The 18,532-nt window shown below is 45.2% G+C and carries 12 protein-coding genes; 7 read left to right on the top strand and 5 right to left on the bottom strand.

Features of this window, described 5'->3' with window-relative positions:
- The first annotated feature begins 10 nt into the window (after nucleotides 1-10).
- Together Q5076_RS05810 and Q5076_RS05805 are read left to right on the top strand one after the other, a co-directional pair.
- Entirely contained in the window at nucleotides 11-1,018 is a 1,008-nt protein-coding gene (locus Q5076_RS05810) for a GRP family sugar transporter (protein WP_303011605.1), read from the top strand.
- A gap of 24 nt (nucleotides 1,019-1,042) precedes the next feature.
- Nucleotides 1,043-2,020: a DUF4595 domain-containing protein gene (locus tag Q5076_RS05805; protein WP_303011603.1), complete on the top strand. Its 978-nt coding sequence runs from the start codon at nucleotides 1,043-1,045 to the stop codon at nucleotides 2,018-2,020.
- A 146-nt stretch (nucleotides 2,021-2,166) separates the two neighbouring features.
- Here Q5076_RS05805 and Q5076_RS05800 read toward each other — a convergent pair whose 3' ends face one another.
- The 3 genes from Q5076_RS05800 to ahpC form a co-directional block, all read right to left on the bottom strand.
- Nucleotides 2,167-3,993, bottom strand: a complete 1,827-nt coding sequence (locus tag Q5076_RS05800; RefSeq protein WP_303011671.1) for an endonuclease/exonuclease/phosphatase family protein — start codon at nucleotides 3,991-3,993, stop codon at nucleotides 2,167-2,169.
- Between the two features lie 128 nt (nucleotides 3,994-4,121).
- Nucleotides 4,122-5,672 carry an alkyl hydroperoxide reductase subunit F gene (gene ahpF, locus Q5076_RS05795; RefSeq protein WP_303011668.1) on the bottom strand — a complete coding sequence of 517 codons (1,551 nt, stop codon included), beginning with the start codon at nucleotides 5,670-5,672 and terminating at the stop codon, nucleotides 4,122-4,124.
- Between the two features lie 80 nt (nucleotides 5,673-5,752).
- Complete coding sequence (ahpC, locus tag Q5076_RS05790) at nucleotides 5,753-6,319, bottom strand: alkyl hydroperoxide reductase subunit C (protein WP_004323108.1); 567 nt, start codon at nucleotides 6,317-6,319, stop codon at nucleotides 5,753-5,755.
- Between the two features lie 175 nt (nucleotides 6,320-6,494).
- Between ahpC and Q5076_RS05785 the strand changes: the two genes are divergently transcribed.
- On the top strand, nucleotides 6,495-6,710 hold the full coding sequence (locus Q5076_RS05785) for a hypothetical protein (protein WP_303011600.1): 216 nt from the start codon (nucleotides 6,495-6,497) through the stop codon (nucleotides 6,708-6,710).
- A gap of 58 nt (nucleotides 6,711-6,768) precedes the next feature.
- Here Q5076_RS05785 and Q5076_RS05780 read toward each other — a convergent pair whose 3' ends face one another.
- Nucleotides 6,769-7,140, bottom strand: a complete 372-nt coding sequence (locus Q5076_RS05780; RefSeq protein WP_303011597.1) for a hypothetical protein — start codon at nucleotides 7,138-7,140, stop codon at nucleotides 6,769-6,771.
- Nucleotides 7,141-7,219: 79 nt separating this feature from the next.
- Here Q5076_RS05780 and Q5076_RS05775 point away from each other — a divergent pair, with 79 nt between their 5' ends.
- The 3 genes from Q5076_RS05775 (at nucleotide 7,220) to Q5076_RS05765 (ending at nucleotide 12,622) form a co-directional block, all read left to right on the top strand.
- Nucleotides 7,220-7,741, top strand: coding sequence for an NUDIX domain-containing protein (locus Q5076_RS05775; RefSeq protein WP_303011665.1), 522 nt, complete (start codon nucleotides 7,220-7,222; stop codon nucleotides 7,739-7,741).
- Between the two features lie 133 nt (nucleotides 7,742-7,874).
- Nucleotides 7,875-10,892, top strand: coding sequence for a tetratricopeptide repeat protein (locus Q5076_RS05770; protein ID WP_303011595.1), 3,018 nt, complete (start codon nucleotides 7,875-7,877; stop codon nucleotides 10,890-10,892).
- A gap of 5 nt (nucleotides 10,893-10,897) precedes the next feature.
- Nucleotides 10,898-12,622 carry a TonB-dependent receptor gene (locus Q5076_RS05765; RefSeq protein ID WP_303011592.1) on the top strand — a complete coding sequence of 575 codons (1,725 nt, stop codon included), beginning with the start codon at nucleotides 10,898-10,900 and terminating at the stop codon, nucleotides 12,620-12,622.
- Nucleotides 12,623-12,682: 60 nt separating this feature from the next.
- Here Q5076_RS05765 and Q5076_RS05760 read toward each other — a convergent pair whose 3' ends face one another.
- Entirely contained in the window at nucleotides 12,683-16,780 is a 4,098-nt protein-coding gene (locus Q5076_RS05760; RefSeq protein ID WP_303011590.1) for a two-component regulator propeller domain-containing protein, read from the bottom strand.
- 200 nt (nucleotides 16,781-16,980) lie between these two features.
- Between Q5076_RS05760 and Q5076_RS05755 the strand changes: the two genes are divergently transcribed.
- Nucleotides 16,981-18,432, top strand: coding sequence for a sulfatase-like hydrolase/transferase (locus Q5076_RS05755; RefSeq protein ID WP_303011587.1), 1,452 nt, complete (start codon nucleotides 16,981-16,983; stop codon nucleotides 18,430-18,432).
- Nucleotides 18,433-18,532: the final 100 nt, after the last annotated feature.

Below are 18,532 nucleotides of genomic sequence, written 5' to 3'. Positions count from 1 at the left end.
GACTAATAGTATGTTCACAGTAAACAGTTATTTATTGGCAGTTATATTCTGCATCGTAACCATGATTTGTTGGGGTTCTTGGGGTAATACCCAAAAACTAGTTTCCAAAAATTGGCGTTATGAACTTTTTTATTGGGATTATGTGATTGGAATGGTATTGTTCACAATCCTACTAGGCTTCACGATGGGCAGCTACGGAGATACCGGACGCCCATTCTTGGAAGATTTAAGGCAAGCATCAGGAGACAGCATCGGCTGGATCATCTTGGGCGGTGTGATATTTAATGCTTCAAATATCCTTCTTTCAGCTTCCATTTCTCTGGCAGGTATGTCAGTAGCCTTTCCTTTAGGAGTCGGTATCGCATTGGTATTAGGGGTAATCGTCAATTATCTGGGAATTCCCTCCGGCAATCCTATTCTTTTATTCGGCGGCGTAGCTCTCATTGTCACGGCTATCATTTGTAACGGAGTAGCCTCCGGAAAAATGCAAAAGGGTGAAGAGAACAAGAAAAACAACCAAAAAGGAATTATTATCGCATTAATTGCCGGCGTACTGATGTCTCTATTCTATAGGTTCGTAGTGAAAGGCATGGACGTGGAAAATTTCAATTCTCCCGCTGTAGGAATGATGACTCCTTATTCTGCCATCTTTGTCTTTTCAATCGGCGTATTGCTAAGCAACTTTATCTTCAACACATTAGTAATGAAATACCCTTTTATTGGGGGAAAAGTCAGCTACTCCGAGTATTTTAAAGGAAATGCGAAAACCCATATATGCGGAATGTTTGGCGGAGCGATATGGGGACTTGGTTCCGCATTTAGCTACATCGCATCCGGCGAAGCCGGTCCGGCAGTGTCTTACGCATTAGGACAAGGCGCACCGCTTATCGCCGCTATCTGGGGAGTATTCATCTGGAAAGAATTCAAAGGCTCTACCAAATCCGTCAACCAATTATTGTCCTTGATGTTCATCTTCTTCCTAACCGGTTTGGCCCTGATAGTAGTTGCCGGGAACTAAATTATCAACCTTAAATAAAACAACATGAAAAAGTATTTTTATTTACTAGCTATGCTGGCAGTCGTACTAGGTACGGTTGCTTGCGGTGACGATGACAATCATCCCGGTACAAATGTACTGGACACACCGGAAGTCTCCGTTCCCGATGTAAAAGAAAACTCAGCCGTTATTACATGGAAGGCAGTAGGAAACGCAACCGCTTATATTTACAGTCTGAACAACGGAAGCGAACAAAGCACCGACCAGAACACAATTCAATTGACAGGTTTGGAACCAGAGAAAAGTTACACATTCAAAGTGAAAGCCTCAAAAACCGGCTCGCTCTATTTTAAAGATTCAGAATACGCAGAAATCACTTTTACAACGACTTCTGAAGTAACAGTCTACCGAATAGCCACTTTTGCGGACGACTGGGACAAATGGTATTATGAATATAATGACAACGGCACAGTTAAACGTGTCTACAGGTTATATGAAGGAGAACTAGATAGAGAATGGATCTTTACTTACGAAGGAAACAATGTCACAGTGACAGGCAAAAACGCATATACCATGACATTAAATAGCCAGGGCTATGTCGCTACTTTTACAGATGGTTCAAATACATACGAATACACCTATGACGAGGACGGCTACATGACAAAAGCGGAAAAGAACGGCAATATTGTATCTAACATTACAATAGAGAACGGCAATATCATACAATGGACCAGATTCTCTGACGGAGTAGAACAATTTAAGGTACAGACCTATTCAGCCGTACCCAATGTCGGCGGGGCACATTGCATTTATGCAGAAGAAAGCGGCCCAAGCCGTTGGCTGGTCGAAACAGGCCTCTTCGGAAAAGCTTCGGCCAATTGCCATACAAGTAGCGGCTGGCAACATTCGTCCATCGCCTCAACTTACACATTTGAATATGATGAAAACAGTTGTATCAAAGAGGAAAGCAAAAATTATGATGGAAGTATAGAAAAATTCTATTATACATACTCCGCAGAATAACACCATCTTGACGAAAGGACAAAAGCATTTTCAAAGCAAACCGGCCCCTAACATTTTTATATAAATACGTAACAGCCATAGGACAATGAATCATTGTCCTATGGCTGTTATCTGATACGGTTTTACCGATAAATTTTAATTCATATTCAGACTACAATATCCAGCAATACCTCCCCTTCTGCATTCAACACCCTAATCCTCAATTCATCCTTCTTTTTTTCCAGAACCATCACCGTCGCACTATCCATTTTATAACCTCCCCCGATAATGACCGGATAATTATTCCCCAGCTCACCCTTCGGATGAAAAGCATAACTATGCGTATGCGCATTCAGACTGACATTGAAAGGTGCTTTCTCCAATAACTTAGTCCATAACCCTGCACAAAGGTTCACCCCATCATTGCCATAAAGCGGAATATGATGGATAAGCACACGTTTCTTTGCTCTCCTGAATGCTTTGGCAGAAAGTTCTTCTTTCAGGAAATCCACTTGTTCATTCCGCAGCCGGGTAAAATCATTCAGGTCGTAATATACCCAGTGGGAATCCTGTTTGTCTTCTCCGCAGTCGAGCATCACGATACGGGTATTTCCCCAGTTGAAAGAGCCGTAAGTCTTCCCTCCTACATAATCGAAATGGTTGCGCAGACCGATAGAATAAGCATTCCGTATCTCATGATTACCGCGTATAAAGAACGTCGGGATGCAGTCGCCATGGACACCCTCGGTCAGCTCACTGATAAAAGCGGTAGCTTGTTCGCGGTCCACAGGGTCGTCTACACAGTCACCGTTGAACACAACAAAGTCATAATCGACATCCCGTATTTGCCTGCACAAAGCGCGGAAAGTCTCCGTGTGCTGGTGCAAATCATTGAAAACAATGGCGGTGAAAGAATCCGTATCCGCCTCCGGAAGGGTAAACTCGCTGAATTCCGACCGGGCGGTATTTCCGAACACCTTTTTGTAAGCCTGATAAAGCAATATTTCCTGCGAACATACACGATAATAATATTTCCGGCCGGGCTGCAAGCCGTCAATACGGATTTTATGCAGTTTATTGTTGCAAACCACTTGTCCGTCCACAATGGTGCGCGCCCGTTCCAACCGCGTAGTATCCGCACCATACTCCACCCAGCAATATGCGGGAACAGAAGTTTCCCACATCACCGTAATCCCATTACCTACCGGATTCTGCAAATAAGGCTTCATACGGAATATTCTCTCCGCTTTCTCGGCAGTACGCAACTCCACAAGCACAGGACGATGGTCGGAAGCCACAGGCTCATCCAATACCCTGGCGGATATAAGAGCGAAACCCTCCGCTCCCGATTTCAAAGCCGCAATATAATCCAATGTTTCCTTAGGCCCGGAAGCCGGATAAGTGTGCTGCTTAAGATTAGAAAGTATTCGAAAATCCTTTTGCAACTCCTTTATAAAGCCAGATTCAGGTTCGGCATTCATATCCCCCGCCAGGAACAGAGGCTTCTTATAAGAAGAGGTGAATGATTTCACGAGTTCCAATGACTTCATACGGTCCTCCTCGGTCAATGACAAATGAGTACAACAGTAAACATACTCTTCAAATTCAGCCAAAATCAAAGCACGGGCTTCCTCCCTTCCCGGCAAGGCAACAGTCTGCAGACGTACCGGCACTTGCCTGGTCAACAGCCCGATACCATATTTTCCACCGTCAAAATCTATGGCAGGCGCAAAATAAGCGTGCATCTGTGTACGCTCGGCTATTTCACCCAACACATACTTCCGGCCGCTCCTCTCCGTCATGCTATCCACTTCCTGTATGGCTACGACATCGGGAAAAGCATTGTTTATCACATTAGCTACACGCTGGAAATTACAAACATCATCCATGCCATTCGCATTCCTGATGTTATAGGTCATCAACCTCAACGTACGCTGAGCCTGTACCGGTAAAATAAATAAAACGGCAGAAACCAATAAAAGAACCTTTTTCATGTTTTTCATTTCGGGGGTTAATGTTAAGCGCCTCAAAGGTATGAAAAAAACAAAAAGCCGCAAAGATATGCGTCGATACCTTTACAGCTTTTATTACCAACCTTTCCGGCATGTTATATCCGAATGCGTCAGATAACCCCGCGCACTCTATCGTCAAATGCAGAAAGCGCCGCCTTCGCTCCCTCCCCCATAGAGATGATAATCTGTTTATAAGGTACTGTCGAGACATCTCCGGCTGCATAGATACCCGGCACATTCGTGCGGCAATGAGCATCAACCACAATCTCGCCCGGACGATTGGTCTCCACCACTTCACGGAACACGTCACTATTTGCAGAAAGCCCGATTTGTACAAAAACCCCATCCAGCTCCACAAAGCGTTCCTCTTCCGTTTTACGGTCTTTGATGCGCAGACCAGTCAATTTATCGCCGTTTCCTACCGCCTCCGTAGTTTGAGAACTGACAAACACTTCGACGTTCGGCAATGATTTAAGCCGTTCCTGAAGCACATTGTCCGCCTTCAGTTCATCCATAAACTCAAACACTGTTACTTTAGAGCAGATACCCGCCAAATCGATAGCCGCTTCGATACCGGAATTTCCGCCGCCGACCACCGCCACATGCTTCCCCTTATAAAACGGACCGTCACAGTGCGGGCAGAAAGCGACACCGCGACCTATATACTCCGCTTCTCCCGGAACGTTCAGCTTGCGCCAACTTGCACCGGTCGCAATAATCAGAGCCGGAGCCAGGAACTTCTCACCGACGGAAGTAGTGACAAGCTTTTGTTTACCCAAGATTTCCACTTTCTCCACCTTGCGGTGTTCAAGCAAATCTACGGGATAACGCAATAAATGAGTCTTCAGATTGCCGGCAAGCTCATTCCCCGTTGTCTCAGGCACGGAAATTAAATTCTCGATACCAACTGTTTCTTTCACCTGACCGCCAACACGCTCGGCAATAACAGCCACACGCAATCCTTTACGGGCGGAATAAATGGCAGCCGATACTCCCGCGGGCCCCCCGCCGGCTACAATCACGTCATACTCCTTCACTTCCACTTCCGCTTTAGTTTCGTCAATACCGTATTGCTCCTCCAGTTTCGCCAGCAACTCACCGAATTCGCCGCGTCCCACATGAAGCAGCTTCCCGTCCGCAAAGACGGAAGGCACTCCCTGTATTTTCAACGCCTCCACCTCATCTTGATAAAGCGCACCGTCCACCATTTCATGGGTAATGGAAGGATTCAGCGTAGCCATCGCATTCAAAGCCTGCACCACGTCAGGGCAGTTCGTACAAGTCAACGAAACATAAGTTACCAAATGTACCGGTCCCTTTAATGCCTTCACCCGGTTGCAGACCGCCTCATCGGGGAAATTCTTTCCTTTGCCGTCCAAATTCAGGATAGCCAGCAACAGCGAAGTGAACTCATGCCCGTTGGGAATGCCTCGGAAAGTGATTCCCGTACGGTTTCCGTTTTTCAGCAGGGTAAACTTCAAACCGCTCCCTTCATTCACTACACAAGCAATGTGACCGGAACAATCTGCCACATCCCCCAGCAATTCCAATAACTCAGTCCTATTCTCGTGGCCGGACGACACCGATATATCAAAAGTAAAATTCGCCTCTAACCCGGCAAAGATACCTTTCAATTGTTCTTTTAATGCAGAATCCAACATACCTCCTCCTTTCATTTTTTGAAAAGAAAGGCCGGCAGCGTTTCCCGTTACCGGCCTTCCGTCATCATTATCAAGTTCTATCAAATCTTACCTACCAGGTCGATACTCGGTTTCAGGGTAGACTCACCCTTCTTCCATTTAGCCGGGCAGACTTCCCCGTCGTGGCTGGCTACAAACTGTGCGGCTTCTACCTTTCGGAGCAACTCGCTCGCGTCACGGCCGATATTGTTGTCATTCAGTTCCACCACTTTAATCTTTCCTTCCGGATTGACAACGAATGTACCGCGATAAGCCATACCCTCTTCTTCGATATATACACCCAGTGCACGGCTCAAAGCGCCAGTCGGGTCTGCCAACATCGGATATTGAATCTTGCGAATACTTTCAGAAGTATCATGCCAGGCTTTGTGCACGAAATGAGAGTCAGTACTTACCGAATAGATTTCTACACCCATCGCTTTGAACTGGTCGTACTTTTCAGCCATATCCACCAATTCAGTAGGACATACGAAAGTAAAGTCGGCAGGATAGAAGAAAAGAATCGCCCATTTACCTTTCAGGTCATTGTTGGTTACAGTCTTGAAAGCTCCGTTGTGAAAAGCCTGAACACTGAATTCAGGAAGTTGAGAATTTAAAATCGGTTCCATAATCTTTTTGCTTTTTATTGTTATTAATTGATTTGACTTATAACATCGGAAACTACGTTTTGTTTCTCGTTTCCGATACAAAGATAAAAGCGAAAGAGCCGTTTTTGCAAAAAAAGTCCAATCGAATAATTCTATGCGGTAATAGATGAAATTTATAACAGGATAATGGAAATACATGAATAGCCCTTCACCTTTCACACCCCTTTATCCATCGGCATTAGCGGGTGAAGGGCAAGCTTTCACCCGCTATTCACGCCACCCGCTTGCCTATCCGGAAACAGACACCGGATATCAGCGCGCGTTCGACTTGCCTGTTACCGGAATAACGATGCCGGGCAACACATCATTTTCTATCCAATCATTCAAAAAAAAATATCGTGATGTTTTTTAAAACGCCGCACAAATAAAATAAACGATGTATTCGTTTACGCAAACGACACTGCCTCTATTTATGATGAAACACGGGTGAACGCCCCCCCTTCACCCGCTAATGCCGATGGATAAAGGATAGTGAAAGGTGAAGGGAAAAACCTGTATATCCCGGACTCCTTTGTTGTACACCACCCGGACAACTCAAGTACTTCCTCCAGCCAAGTCTTGTACTCATTACATGGAAGTCCGGTACAAGTCCGGCTCTTTTCCCGTACAAGAAAGCAGGCATTAACACCGCAAGGAAATTCCGACGCTCCCGCTTTTACTTTGGGAAACGGAGAATCCGCACTTATATTTACCGCCGACCGCTTCCGGCATTCTTTTATTTTCCGTATCCTCCGCACCGCTTTCTTCCCAGACTTTAAAACAAACATAACATTTAGCTGCATTCTTCGCTCTTTTTACCTGCCCAATCTTGTTTTTTTATAACTTTGCCGCATGAACAAAAACCTGGAAATATATACGATTATGAAACACCCTCTTGCCCAGTTCCTATATTGCCCCGAATGCGGTTCATCCCATTTCGAAGTCAATAACGAAAAATCTAAAAAGTGTGCCGATTGCGGGTTTGTCTATTATTTCAACCCCTCTTCCGCCACTGTGGCACTCATCTTGAATGAAAAGGACGAACTGCTCGTTTGCCGGCGCGCCAAAGAACCCGCCAAAGGGACTCTCGACCTTCCCGGCGGATTCATAGATATGAACGAGACAGGCGAAGAAGGCGTTGCCAGGGAAGTGCTGGAAGAAACGGGACTGAAAGTAAAAAAAGCCGTCTACCAGTTCACACTCCCCAATATCTACATCTATTCCGGTTTTCCGGTCCATACGCTCGACATGTTCTTTCTTTGCACGGTAGAAGACACGAGCCGTTTCTCCGCCATGGATGATGTCTCGGATTCTTTCTTCTTGCCTCTCTCCGACATCAATCCGGAAGATTTCGGGCTAGGCTCTATCCGACAAGGACTTAAAAAGTTCTTATCCGACAGATAATTCGTTAAAATATAACAAATTAGAGAAACATATCCCCATTCATCCTGTCTAATATTTTAATGAGCTTTAAATTAACAGCCATTAAAATACGTCATTGAAAGATATGTAGTACTTTTGCATAAACACCCCGATTATGAAAAAAGAAATTACTAGACTCATTTGTGCGGCTATCTGCTGCACACCGATTATAGGATTTGCCCAGACAAGTGAAAAATTCACTTCGTCCGCCAACCTTTACAAGGAAGGGAAAGAACTTTTCCAGGAAAAAAACTATGCGGCCGCCATACCTGCATTAAAAGCATTTGTCAAGCAAAAACCGGCAGCCGCCCTAATGCAGGATGCAGAATACATGCTGGTCAGTTCAGCATACGAACTGAATGACAAAAACCGTGTCGAACTGCTCCGCAAATACCTTGACCGCTATCCCGACACTCCTTATGCCAACCGCATCTATTCACTCTTGGCTTCCTGTTATTTTTATGAAGAAAAATACAACGAAGCGTTGGCGCTCTTCAATGCCGTCGACCTCGACTTGCTGAACAATGAAGAGCGGGATGACTGTACTTACCGGTTGGCTACCTGTTATCTGAAAACAGGGAATTTACGGGAAGCGGCAATCTGGTTCGAGACTTTACGCGCCAACAGTCCCGAATATGCCCAAGACTGCAGCTACTACCTTTCTTATATCCGCTATACGCAAAAACGCTATAACGAAGCGCTGAAAGGTTTTCTTCCATTGCAGGACCATCCGAAGTACAAAGCCCTTGTCCCCTACTACATTGCTGAAATCTATGCGCAGCTCAAGAATTACGACAAGGCGCAGATTGTCGCCCAAAATTACCTTTCAGCCTATCCGGACAATGAACACGCAGCCGAAATGTACCGCATCCTGGGAGATGCCTACTACCATTTCGGCCAATACCACCGGGCAACGGAAGCATTCAATGATTATCTGGACAAAACCCGTACCGCCCCCCGAAGAGACGCCCTCTATATGCTTGGACTTTCCTATTACCAGACAAAAGTTTATTCCAAAGCGGCGGAAACCCTGGGAAAAGTAACCATAACCAACGATGCACTGACACAAAACGCCTATTTGCACATGGGGCTCTCCTACCTGCAACTGGCTGAGAAAAATAAAGCCCGCATGGCTTTCGAACAGGCTGCCGCGTCCAATGCGAACCTCCAAATCAAAGAACAGGCAGCCTACAACTACGCCCTTTGCCTGCATGAGACTTCTTTCTCCGCTTTCGGGGAATCTGTCACGGCTTTCGAGAGATTCCTGAATGAATTTCCAACCTCCCCCTATGCGGAAAAAGTAAGCAGTTACCTGATAGAGGTCTATATGAATACCCGAAGTTATGAAGCCGCCCTGAAATCCATCGAACGGATAGCCCGGCCAAGCGCACAAATACTGGAAGCGAAACAGAAAATACTGTTCCAGCTAGGTACTCAGGCATTTGCCAATGCAGACTTCGAAAAAGCCCTCAAATTCTTGAACCAATCCATTGCCATCGGGCAGTACAACCGGCAAACCAAAGCGGATGCCTACTACTGGTGCGGTGAATCTTACTACCGTCTGAACCGGATGGTGGAAGCCGCCCGCGATTTCAACGCCTATCTGCAACTAACGACCCGGCCGGACAATGAGATGTATGCCCTTGCCAACTACAACCTGGGATATATCGCTTTCCACCGGAAAGATTATACACAGGCAAACAATTACTTCCAAAAATATGTCCAACTGGAAAAAGGGGAAAATACAACCGCACTTGCCGATGCTTACAACCGTATCGGTGACTGTCATCTGCATGTGCGTAATTTCGAGGAAGCCAAGCATTACTATTCACAGGCCGAACAAATGGGCACTTCTTCCGGAGACTATTCCTTCTACCAACTGGCTCTCGTGTCCGGACTGCAGAAAGACTATTCGGGTAAAATCACCTTATTGAACCGGCTGGTCGGCAAATATCCCTCTTCTCCCTATGCGGTAAATGCCATTTATGAGAAAGGGCGTTCCTACGTACTGATGGACAATAACAACCAAGCCATCACTTCCTTCAAGGAACTGCTCGACAAATATCCGGAAAGTCCTGTCAGCAGGAAAGCCGCAACAGAAATCGGATTATTATATTACCAGAAAGGAGACTATAACCAAGCTATCGAAGCATACAAACAGGTTATCGAAAAATACCCCGGCAGCGAAGAGGCCCGCCTGGCAATGCGTGATTTAAAATCAATTTATGTGGATATGAACCGTATAGACGAGTTCGCGGCATTGGCAAACACCATGCCGGGACATATCCGCTTCGATGCCAACGAGCAGGACTCACTCACGTATATCGCCGCCGAAAAGATTTACATGCGGGGCAAGATGGAAGAAGCCAAAGCAAGTTTCAACAAATACTTGCAGAGCTATCCGGAAGGTGCTTTCAGCCTGAATGCCCATTATTATCTCTGCCTGATTGGAAACGAACAGAAAAATTATGATATGATTCTTCTCCATTCCGGAAAACTGTTGGAATACCCCAACAATCCGTTTGCGGAAGAAGCCCTCATCCTGCGTGCGGAAGTACAGTTCAACCAACAGAATATGGTGGAAGCGTTAGCCAGCTACAAGATGCTGAAAGAAAAAGCGACGAATATGGAAAGACGCCAACTTGCCGAAACCGGTATCCTGCGTTGCGCCTTCTTGTTAAGAGACGACATAGAGACAATCCATGCCGCCACCGATTTGCTTGCCGAAGCCAAACTCAGCCCGGAACTGAAAAACGAGGCGCTTTATTACCGTGCCAAAGCATATACACGTCAAAAAGCGGATAAGAAAGCGATGGACGACTACCGGGAACTGGCTAAAGACACACGCAACCTTTACGGCGCCGAAGCCAAATACCAGGTTGCACAGTCGCTCTACGATGCGAAAGAATACTCCGCAGCAGAGAAAGAGCTCCTAAACTATATAGAACAAAGCACTCCTCATGCTTATTGGCTGGCACGCAGCTTTGTCCTTCTGTCCGATGTATATGCCGCTATGGGCAAAGATTTGGATGCACGCCAGTATTTGCTAAGCTTACAGCAGAATTACCAAGGCAATGACGATATCGAAAGCATGATTGAAAGCAGATTAAAGAAACTAACAAGCAAAGATTGAAAGATATGAAACGATTTCTTTACATAATAGGAGGACTCTCATGGGCGGTTTCCATGCCTGCCCATCTCCAAGCCCAGACCAGCCAGCCGAAAGATACGACCATGAACCGTACCGTTGTCGTCGAACAAGAATACAATCCGGACATCATGGACGCTTCAAAAGTGAATGTCTTGCCCAAAGTCGAAGAACCGACAGTCAGCAAGAAAGACGTAGAATACGCTACGACCTTCTTCCCCGCTACTTCCGTCCCTGCAAGCCCGATGCGTCCTTACGCGGGAAAAGAAATGCAGCCGGACGTGGTTCCCGGATATGTACGTGCCGGATACGGCAACTACGGCAATCTGGATGTTCTCGCCAACTATCTGTTCCGCCTGTCAAAGAAGGACAAGCTGAATGTACGTTTCCAAATGGACGGAATGGACGGAAAACTGACTGTTCCTTCCGTCAATGACGAGAAATGGAATGCATTTTATTATCGTACGCGCGCCAATATAGACTATACGCATCAGTTTGACAGGTTAGATTTGAATATTGCCGGGAATTTCGGGTTGAGCAATTTCAATTTCAAACCGGGAAGCGTAAACGGCAAGCAGAAATTCACATCCGGCGACATTCACGCCGGCGTCCGTTTCCTTGATGAAACAGCCCCCTTGCGTTTCAACGCAGAAACCAATCTATTAATGTATGAGCGCCAGCATAACATGATGAACGAGAATGCGGCCAACACTTCAATCAAGGAAACCGTCATACGTACCCAGGGAGATGTCACAGGAACAATCAATGACTTCCAGTCCGTCACAATCGCCCTGGCTATGAATAATTTCCTGTATAGCGGATATACCCAGAATATTTCCGATGGGAGCAAATATTTCAAGAATTATACGGCTCTTCTCTTGAACCCTTATTACGAATTAGATAACGACAACTGGAAACTGCATATAGGGGCGAATGTCGATTTATCTTTCGGATTTGACGAGACTGTCCGCGTATCACCGGATGTAACCGCACAATACATCCTTTCCAACAGCTATGTATTTTATGCCAAAGCCACAGGAGGGAAACTGCTAAACGATTTCCGCAGGCTGGAAAGCGTATGTCCTTACAGCGAATTGCCGGATGTAAAGACTTCCCCCGATTGGGGATATGTAGAACGTCCCTATGACACTTACGAACAAATCAACGGGACAATCGGGTTTAAAGCCAGCCCTTACCCCGGCGTATGGCTCAATATCTACGGAGGATACCAGAACTTGAAAAACGACTTGTCATATTCAGTTCTCGGAAGCCCCAGTATCACCCATTTCGAATCTTACCTGAATTTCTCACAAGACAATACGGACAATTTTTATGCTGGAGGAGAAATCAGCTATGATTACAAAGAAATCATTTCTTTATCGGCGAAATACACTTACCGTAACTGGGACAGTAAAACCAAAGAGTATCTATTAGCTGTAAAACCCGTCAACGAGATGTCTTTCAACGTCCGCATCCATCCGTTCACAGCTCTCAATGTGAATCTGGGCTATGATTATATAGACCGGAAAGAAGTAAAGGGATATGCAAAGATGAACGCAATCAACGATGTGCATATCGGGGCGGATTATAATGTATTCAAAGGAGTATCTGTCTATGCACAGGTACGTAACTTATTGAATAAGAAATACCAATATTACTTGGGTTATCCCGCCGAAGGGTTCAACTTTTTAGGAGGATTGAGTTTCCGTTTCTAAGGCAAACGAATAAAACGTAAAAATAAAAGCTCATTCCGGATATAATACGGGATGGGCTTTTTATTTCTCCCGTTCGGCATACCTTGAAGGAAGCACGCCGAACTGTTCCATGAAGTGCTTACGGAATGTATTCGGGTCATTGAACCCGACCATCTCCGATACTTCCATGACAGAATATTTATGCTCCATAATCAATGAAGCCGCTTTACTCATGCGCACGCTACGAATCACTTTGATGACAGAAAGTTCACTTCGTTCTTTTATCTTCCGATACAGAGTAGGTTGAGACATATTCAACCGGTCGGCAAGCATCTGTACACTGAAATTCTCGTTAGCTAAGTTCGCTTCTATCACATTGATTACTTTCTGCATAAATTCATCTTCTTCAGTCTCCGGTTCTGCCTGCTTCAACATCAACGACTTCGTATAAATCCGTTTTAGATGTTCTCTACGCAGAATCAGGTTCTCAGCTTTGGCTTTCAATATCTCCGGGTTGAACGGTTTCATCATGTAATCGTCCACGCCGACCTGCGCACTCCTGATAACATCCGTATCCTCTGCTTTCGCTGTCAACATCAGGATAGGGATATGCGCTGTTTCTACCTGTTCCCGGATTTCTTTGCAACAAGTGAAACCATCTTTTACCGGCATCATAATATCGGAAATAATTAAATCCGGCACATGCCGGACAGCCAGAATTACTCCTTCTTCACCGTCGGCAGCCTCCAGAACACGGTAATTGCCCTGGAAAAGACTTACAATATACCGGCGAATATCGGGATTATCTTCAATAATCAACAAAGCCGGTTTATGTTTCGGAACAGCAGTTGTAACACCCCCAACCGTTTCTTCCGGTTCCCTCCCCTCATTTTCTTCCACAATTTCGCCAGTAACCTGCCTATAGGTTGTTTCCTCGCAATTATCATCCGCAAAATGTTCTTTTCCTTTCGGAAAATTCAGAATAAACACACAGCCTTCCCCCGGTACGCTTTGCAAGTCTACTGTACCATGATGCAAATCCATCGTATTCTTCACAATCCGCAAACCGATTCCTACTTTAGTGGAAAAAGAAGGAGAAACATCGCCCGTGACGAACGATTCAAAAACGCGGTCCTGCAAATCAGGTGAGATTCCTTTTCCCGTGTCGGCTACCGCAATCCGGCAGTATTCCTTTTCGTCAATCGTATTTTCTTTCACAGAAAGGGTGATATTCCCACCTGCCCCGGTATATTTAAATGCATTCGACAATAAATTACGAACCGCAGACGATACTTTTTCCACATCTACCCACAAAAGAATGCCTTTATCCGGCAAATCAACGGTGTACTCTATTTTCCCCGACACTGCCATCGGCCGGAAAGTATCCGCTATTTCCTGCAATAACGCCATGATATTAATCTCCGAAAGACAAAGTTTCATCATGCCTGCCTCAATTTTTTGCACATTCAGAAAGTCATTCACCAAACGTTGAAGGGAGTTTCCATTGTCATACATTAATGAAAGGGTTTTGTAATCAGAATCTACATTTGTCTTTCTATGTAATAGTTCCTGCAACGGAGAAAGTACCAATGTCAACGGTGTCCGCAACTCGTGAGCTACATAAGTGAAGAATCTTTCCCGTTCCTCACGGATTTGTTTTTCTTTTTCGCGTTCCATATTAGAGACGAACAGTTCATGCTTCAGAAGCAGTTCACGTTTTATCCTCCGTTGCTCGCGGCGAATCCTATACACACCATAGCAAGTCATCAAAACAGCAACCAGCAACAGGCACAAACGGAACCATACGGTCTGGCTCCAATGCGGCAGGATACGTACCGACAAAACCTTGACCGCGCTGTCTGTCCCGTCCGGATAGACACTTTTCACTTCAAACATATAATTCCCGGCAGGCAGGTTAGTATAAGTGGCTTTATCACCCCCGTCACACGCTATCCATTCATTCTGGTAAGGAAGCAAACGGTAGTTGTATTTCTGATGTTCTTCGGAATAAAGCAGATTGCTAAATGAAAGGGAAAAGTCACGATTGGCATAATCCAATACGATTCTATCGGTGTACGAAAGCCCCTTCTGTAATATTACCTGCCCGTTTATCTTCTCGCCAATCATTACACGTTTATTATTCACTTCCAGGTCGAGCAACACATTTTTCTTTATCGGGGAAACGACTGTCAGCGCGTCCGAATTAAAATAAGTCAGGGCATAGTTGTTGCCAAAGAACAAAGTACCGCCCATCCGCATCACTGAACGGTTACTGCCCGAAATATAGTAATTATAAAATAAGTTCTGATGACGGCTGTAACGGGATATTCCCGAATTTGTACCCAACCAGATATGTCCTTTTTCATCTTCTGTGATACAAGTGACAAAGTTGCTGCATATCCCGTCACGAGTTGTATAGAAGTGTTGTATCGAATCTTTTGCTGGGGCTAGAATTCCCAATCCGTCGGTATAGCCGATATAAAGTTGCCCGTCTCCGGAAGCAAGCAAAGCGCGGACATACCGGGCACTGAGTCCCGCACCTGCCTCATAGTTCCCTTTAACAGTCACTTTTCCATCGGCTGCCACCACCAGCTTACGTAATCCGTCCGGACCACCCAACCAAAGCTCTCCATTCCGTCCTTCGGCCATGGCGCGTATGGAGAGCCCTTTCAATAAATCGCCGTCTGCCGTAGAAACAGGAGAAAAGCTCTTTGTCACCCGGTCAAAGAGCAGCAAACCATTCCTCGTGCCTACCCACAAACGGTGCTTACTGTCTATAAATAGCTTCCATACATAAACAGCAGGATGTTCCGCACCGTTATTCTGCCTATATTCAGCAGGCAGAACATACTCTGTAAACTTGCCGGAAACGGTTTGCCAACAACTGATTGAAGCATCCGAATGCCCAAACCAAAGATTTCCTTCTTCATCTTTCACCGCACAAAGCGTCGCCTTTCCATCAATAAAAGGAATATTCTTCGGAATAAAGTTCAAGGTTGCGGAAGAGTCAAAAGGAGTGTCACTGCACATGATTTCCCCATGAAAGGTTGCCAGCCAGATATATCCTTTGTCGTCGGACACCATATCGCAAATTTCATTTGCCTCGCTTTGGCTGAATCTCTCATAAAACTGTTCCCTAAGGTCGAGGATAATCACTCCGCCGCCGTGCGTTCCGAAATAAACCAATCCCTCCGGGTCATAGTAAGCAGAAAGCATCCGGGATTCAATATGATGAGAAAGGCGGGCAATGCAATTGTTTACTTCAGTCGTCACATTACCGGACTTTTTATCAAAAGAGAATACGGTATATCCGTTCCAGGTCGCCGCCATATATTTATCACCGACAGCAATAAAGGCATACACGTCATCGTGAGATAAAGTCCGCCCCTCTTTTGAATGCCTTGAAAAGGAATCCAAAGAATGACTCTGCAAATCATAACGCAGTACTCCACCGCCAATCATGGCTATCCACAAATATCCCTTATCACAGAACGTGGAAGAAACAATGTATGAATCGGGCATTTCGGCAAATAGAGGTATGGTATTCTCCAGTTGTTCCGTTTGCAGATTGAAGACCAACAGTTTACAGCTTTTCGTTGTCAGGAATAACTCCTCCTTGTCCGGCGATTCGCAAATAGTATTGACAATCTCTTTATCATCCGCCAACACAAACTCTTTCAGGACCCGGAAAGAACAAACCGTTTCTTTCGTACCCGGCCTTTCACGAAGTTCCCGTTTCAATAAATGCAGTTTATTTCCCGTTATCGACCAATAAGTAGAATCATTCAGAAGCACTAATCCATTTGTCTTGTAACAGGGCTGACCGTTCAAACCGGAAATCCCGACAAAACATTCACGGTAACGGTCGAAACAATGCAAACGATTGCCTGCTAGAAAAAGAAGCGTACCATCCGACGTATCATACATCTGCCTGATGTTCAGATTATACTTATCCGAAGTAAAATTACGAATATTCTTCCCGTCATACCGGCTTAATCCATCTCCCGTACCGAACCAGACAAAACCGTCCCTGTCCTTAAAAATGGAATAGACGGAATTATCGGCCAATCCGTCCTGCATATTCAGTTTCTTGAAATTCTGTTCCAAAAGCGCATGAGCCGGAAAGGTAGAAAACAATAGAAATGCCCATAAAAAGAAAGAGAATATTGTTTTGTTCATAAAATATCAGATTAGGATAGTCACAAAGGAACAAATTATTAATGAGATATCCTGCAAAAAAACCTAATTAATCGCAACTTGAATAAAACACTAAGTATGAATGAATGAAACGCTCAACTCCTCTGACGGGGGTGTAGCCTACCTTTGCATTAACCTTAATAAAGAGCTGGAATGTTGACCGATAATTAAAAATGTAATATATGAAACGACGTATCAATCAAGCCTTGTTTTTACTGCCAGTAGGATTTGTTTTCCCTGCTCAGGCACAAGAGAAGCCGAAACCGAACCTTTTATTCATCATGGCAGACCAATGGAGAGGGGACGCTCTGGGTTGCATCGGTAAAGAACCCGTACAAACGCCTCATTTGGACAAGTTAGCTTCCGAAGGAGTACTTTTCACAAATTCAATCAGTTGCTATCCCGTTTCATCTCCCGCACGCGGCATCTTGATGAGCGGAATGTATCCGATGAACAATAAGGTAATAGGAAACTGCAACTCGGAAACAGCCCCTTACGGCGTGGAACTACCGGAAACAGCCCGTTGTTGGAGCGACGTCCTGAAAGATAAAAACTATCGCACGGGATATATCGGGAAATGGCATCTCGACTCACCGTATAAACCTTATGTAGATACATATAACAACCGGGGTAAAGTAGCATGGAACGAATGGTGTCCGCCCGAACGCCGCCACGGTTTCGATTACTGGGTGGCTTACGGCACTTATGACAACCATCTCCACCCGATGTATTGGGAAAATACTGCTCCGCGCGACAGTTTTTTCTACGTCAACAAATGGGGACCGGAATACGAAGTAGACCGTGCTATCGAATTCCTTTCCAAACAGGAAAAAGGTACTTCTCCCTTCGCCTTAGTCGTTTCCATGAATCCGCCTCACACAGGTTATGATTTAGTACCCGACAAATACAAGGCTATTTATAAAGACCTCGATGTAGAATCCTTATGCAAAAACCGTCCGGACATTCCTGCCGGAGGCACTGAAATGGGCGACTATTTCCGTAACAACCTACGTGACTACTATGCCTGTATCACCGGTGTAGACGAAAACATAGGACGATTAATCAAAGAATTGAAACGATTGAATTTATTTGATAACACTATCGTCGTATTTACTTCCGACCACGGTATCTGCATGGGAGCACATAATTCCGCAGGAAAGGATATATATTATGAAGAATCCATGCGAGTCCCCGTTATCATTTCCTGGCCTCAACAGTTGAAACCCCGTATAGACAACCGGACTATGATTGCTTTCGGAGATATGTACCCCACTTTGCTATCCATGATGGGATTCTCCGAAGACATACCACAGGAGGTACAAACATTCGACTTATCCGCTTCTATCCTATCCGGTAAGGATAATAAAAAGATTGTTCAGCCTTATTATTATGTTCAACCCGATAATCCGGCCACAGGCTATCGTGGCCTGCGTACCTCCAGATACACGTTTGCCGTACATGCCACTAACGGAAAGCTGGACAAGACGGTACTCTTCGACCGGAAAAAGGATATTTATCAAATGAATAACATAGCGGCGGAAAAACCGGAACTGGTACATTCGTTGAAAAAGCAACTGAAAGAATGGTTACTTCAAACAGATGATCCGTTCGCTGCTTATCTTATAGAAAAATAAAGACGTTTCGGAACGGTCCGCGAACCGGCAGTTTTCAATTTTCACATAATCCCCCGTTCTTCTGCTTAACACACCCGGGCAAGCGGTATGTCATCGCTTG

Source organism: uncultured Bacteroides sp. (genome assembly GCF_958445495.1).
Classification (GTDB): Bacteria; Bacteroidota; Bacteroidia; order Bacteroidales; family Bacteroidaceae; genus Bacteroides.
The sequence above is the reverse complement of the archived record's forward strand: the minus strand, read 5'-3'. Positions and strand labels throughout refer to the sequence as shown.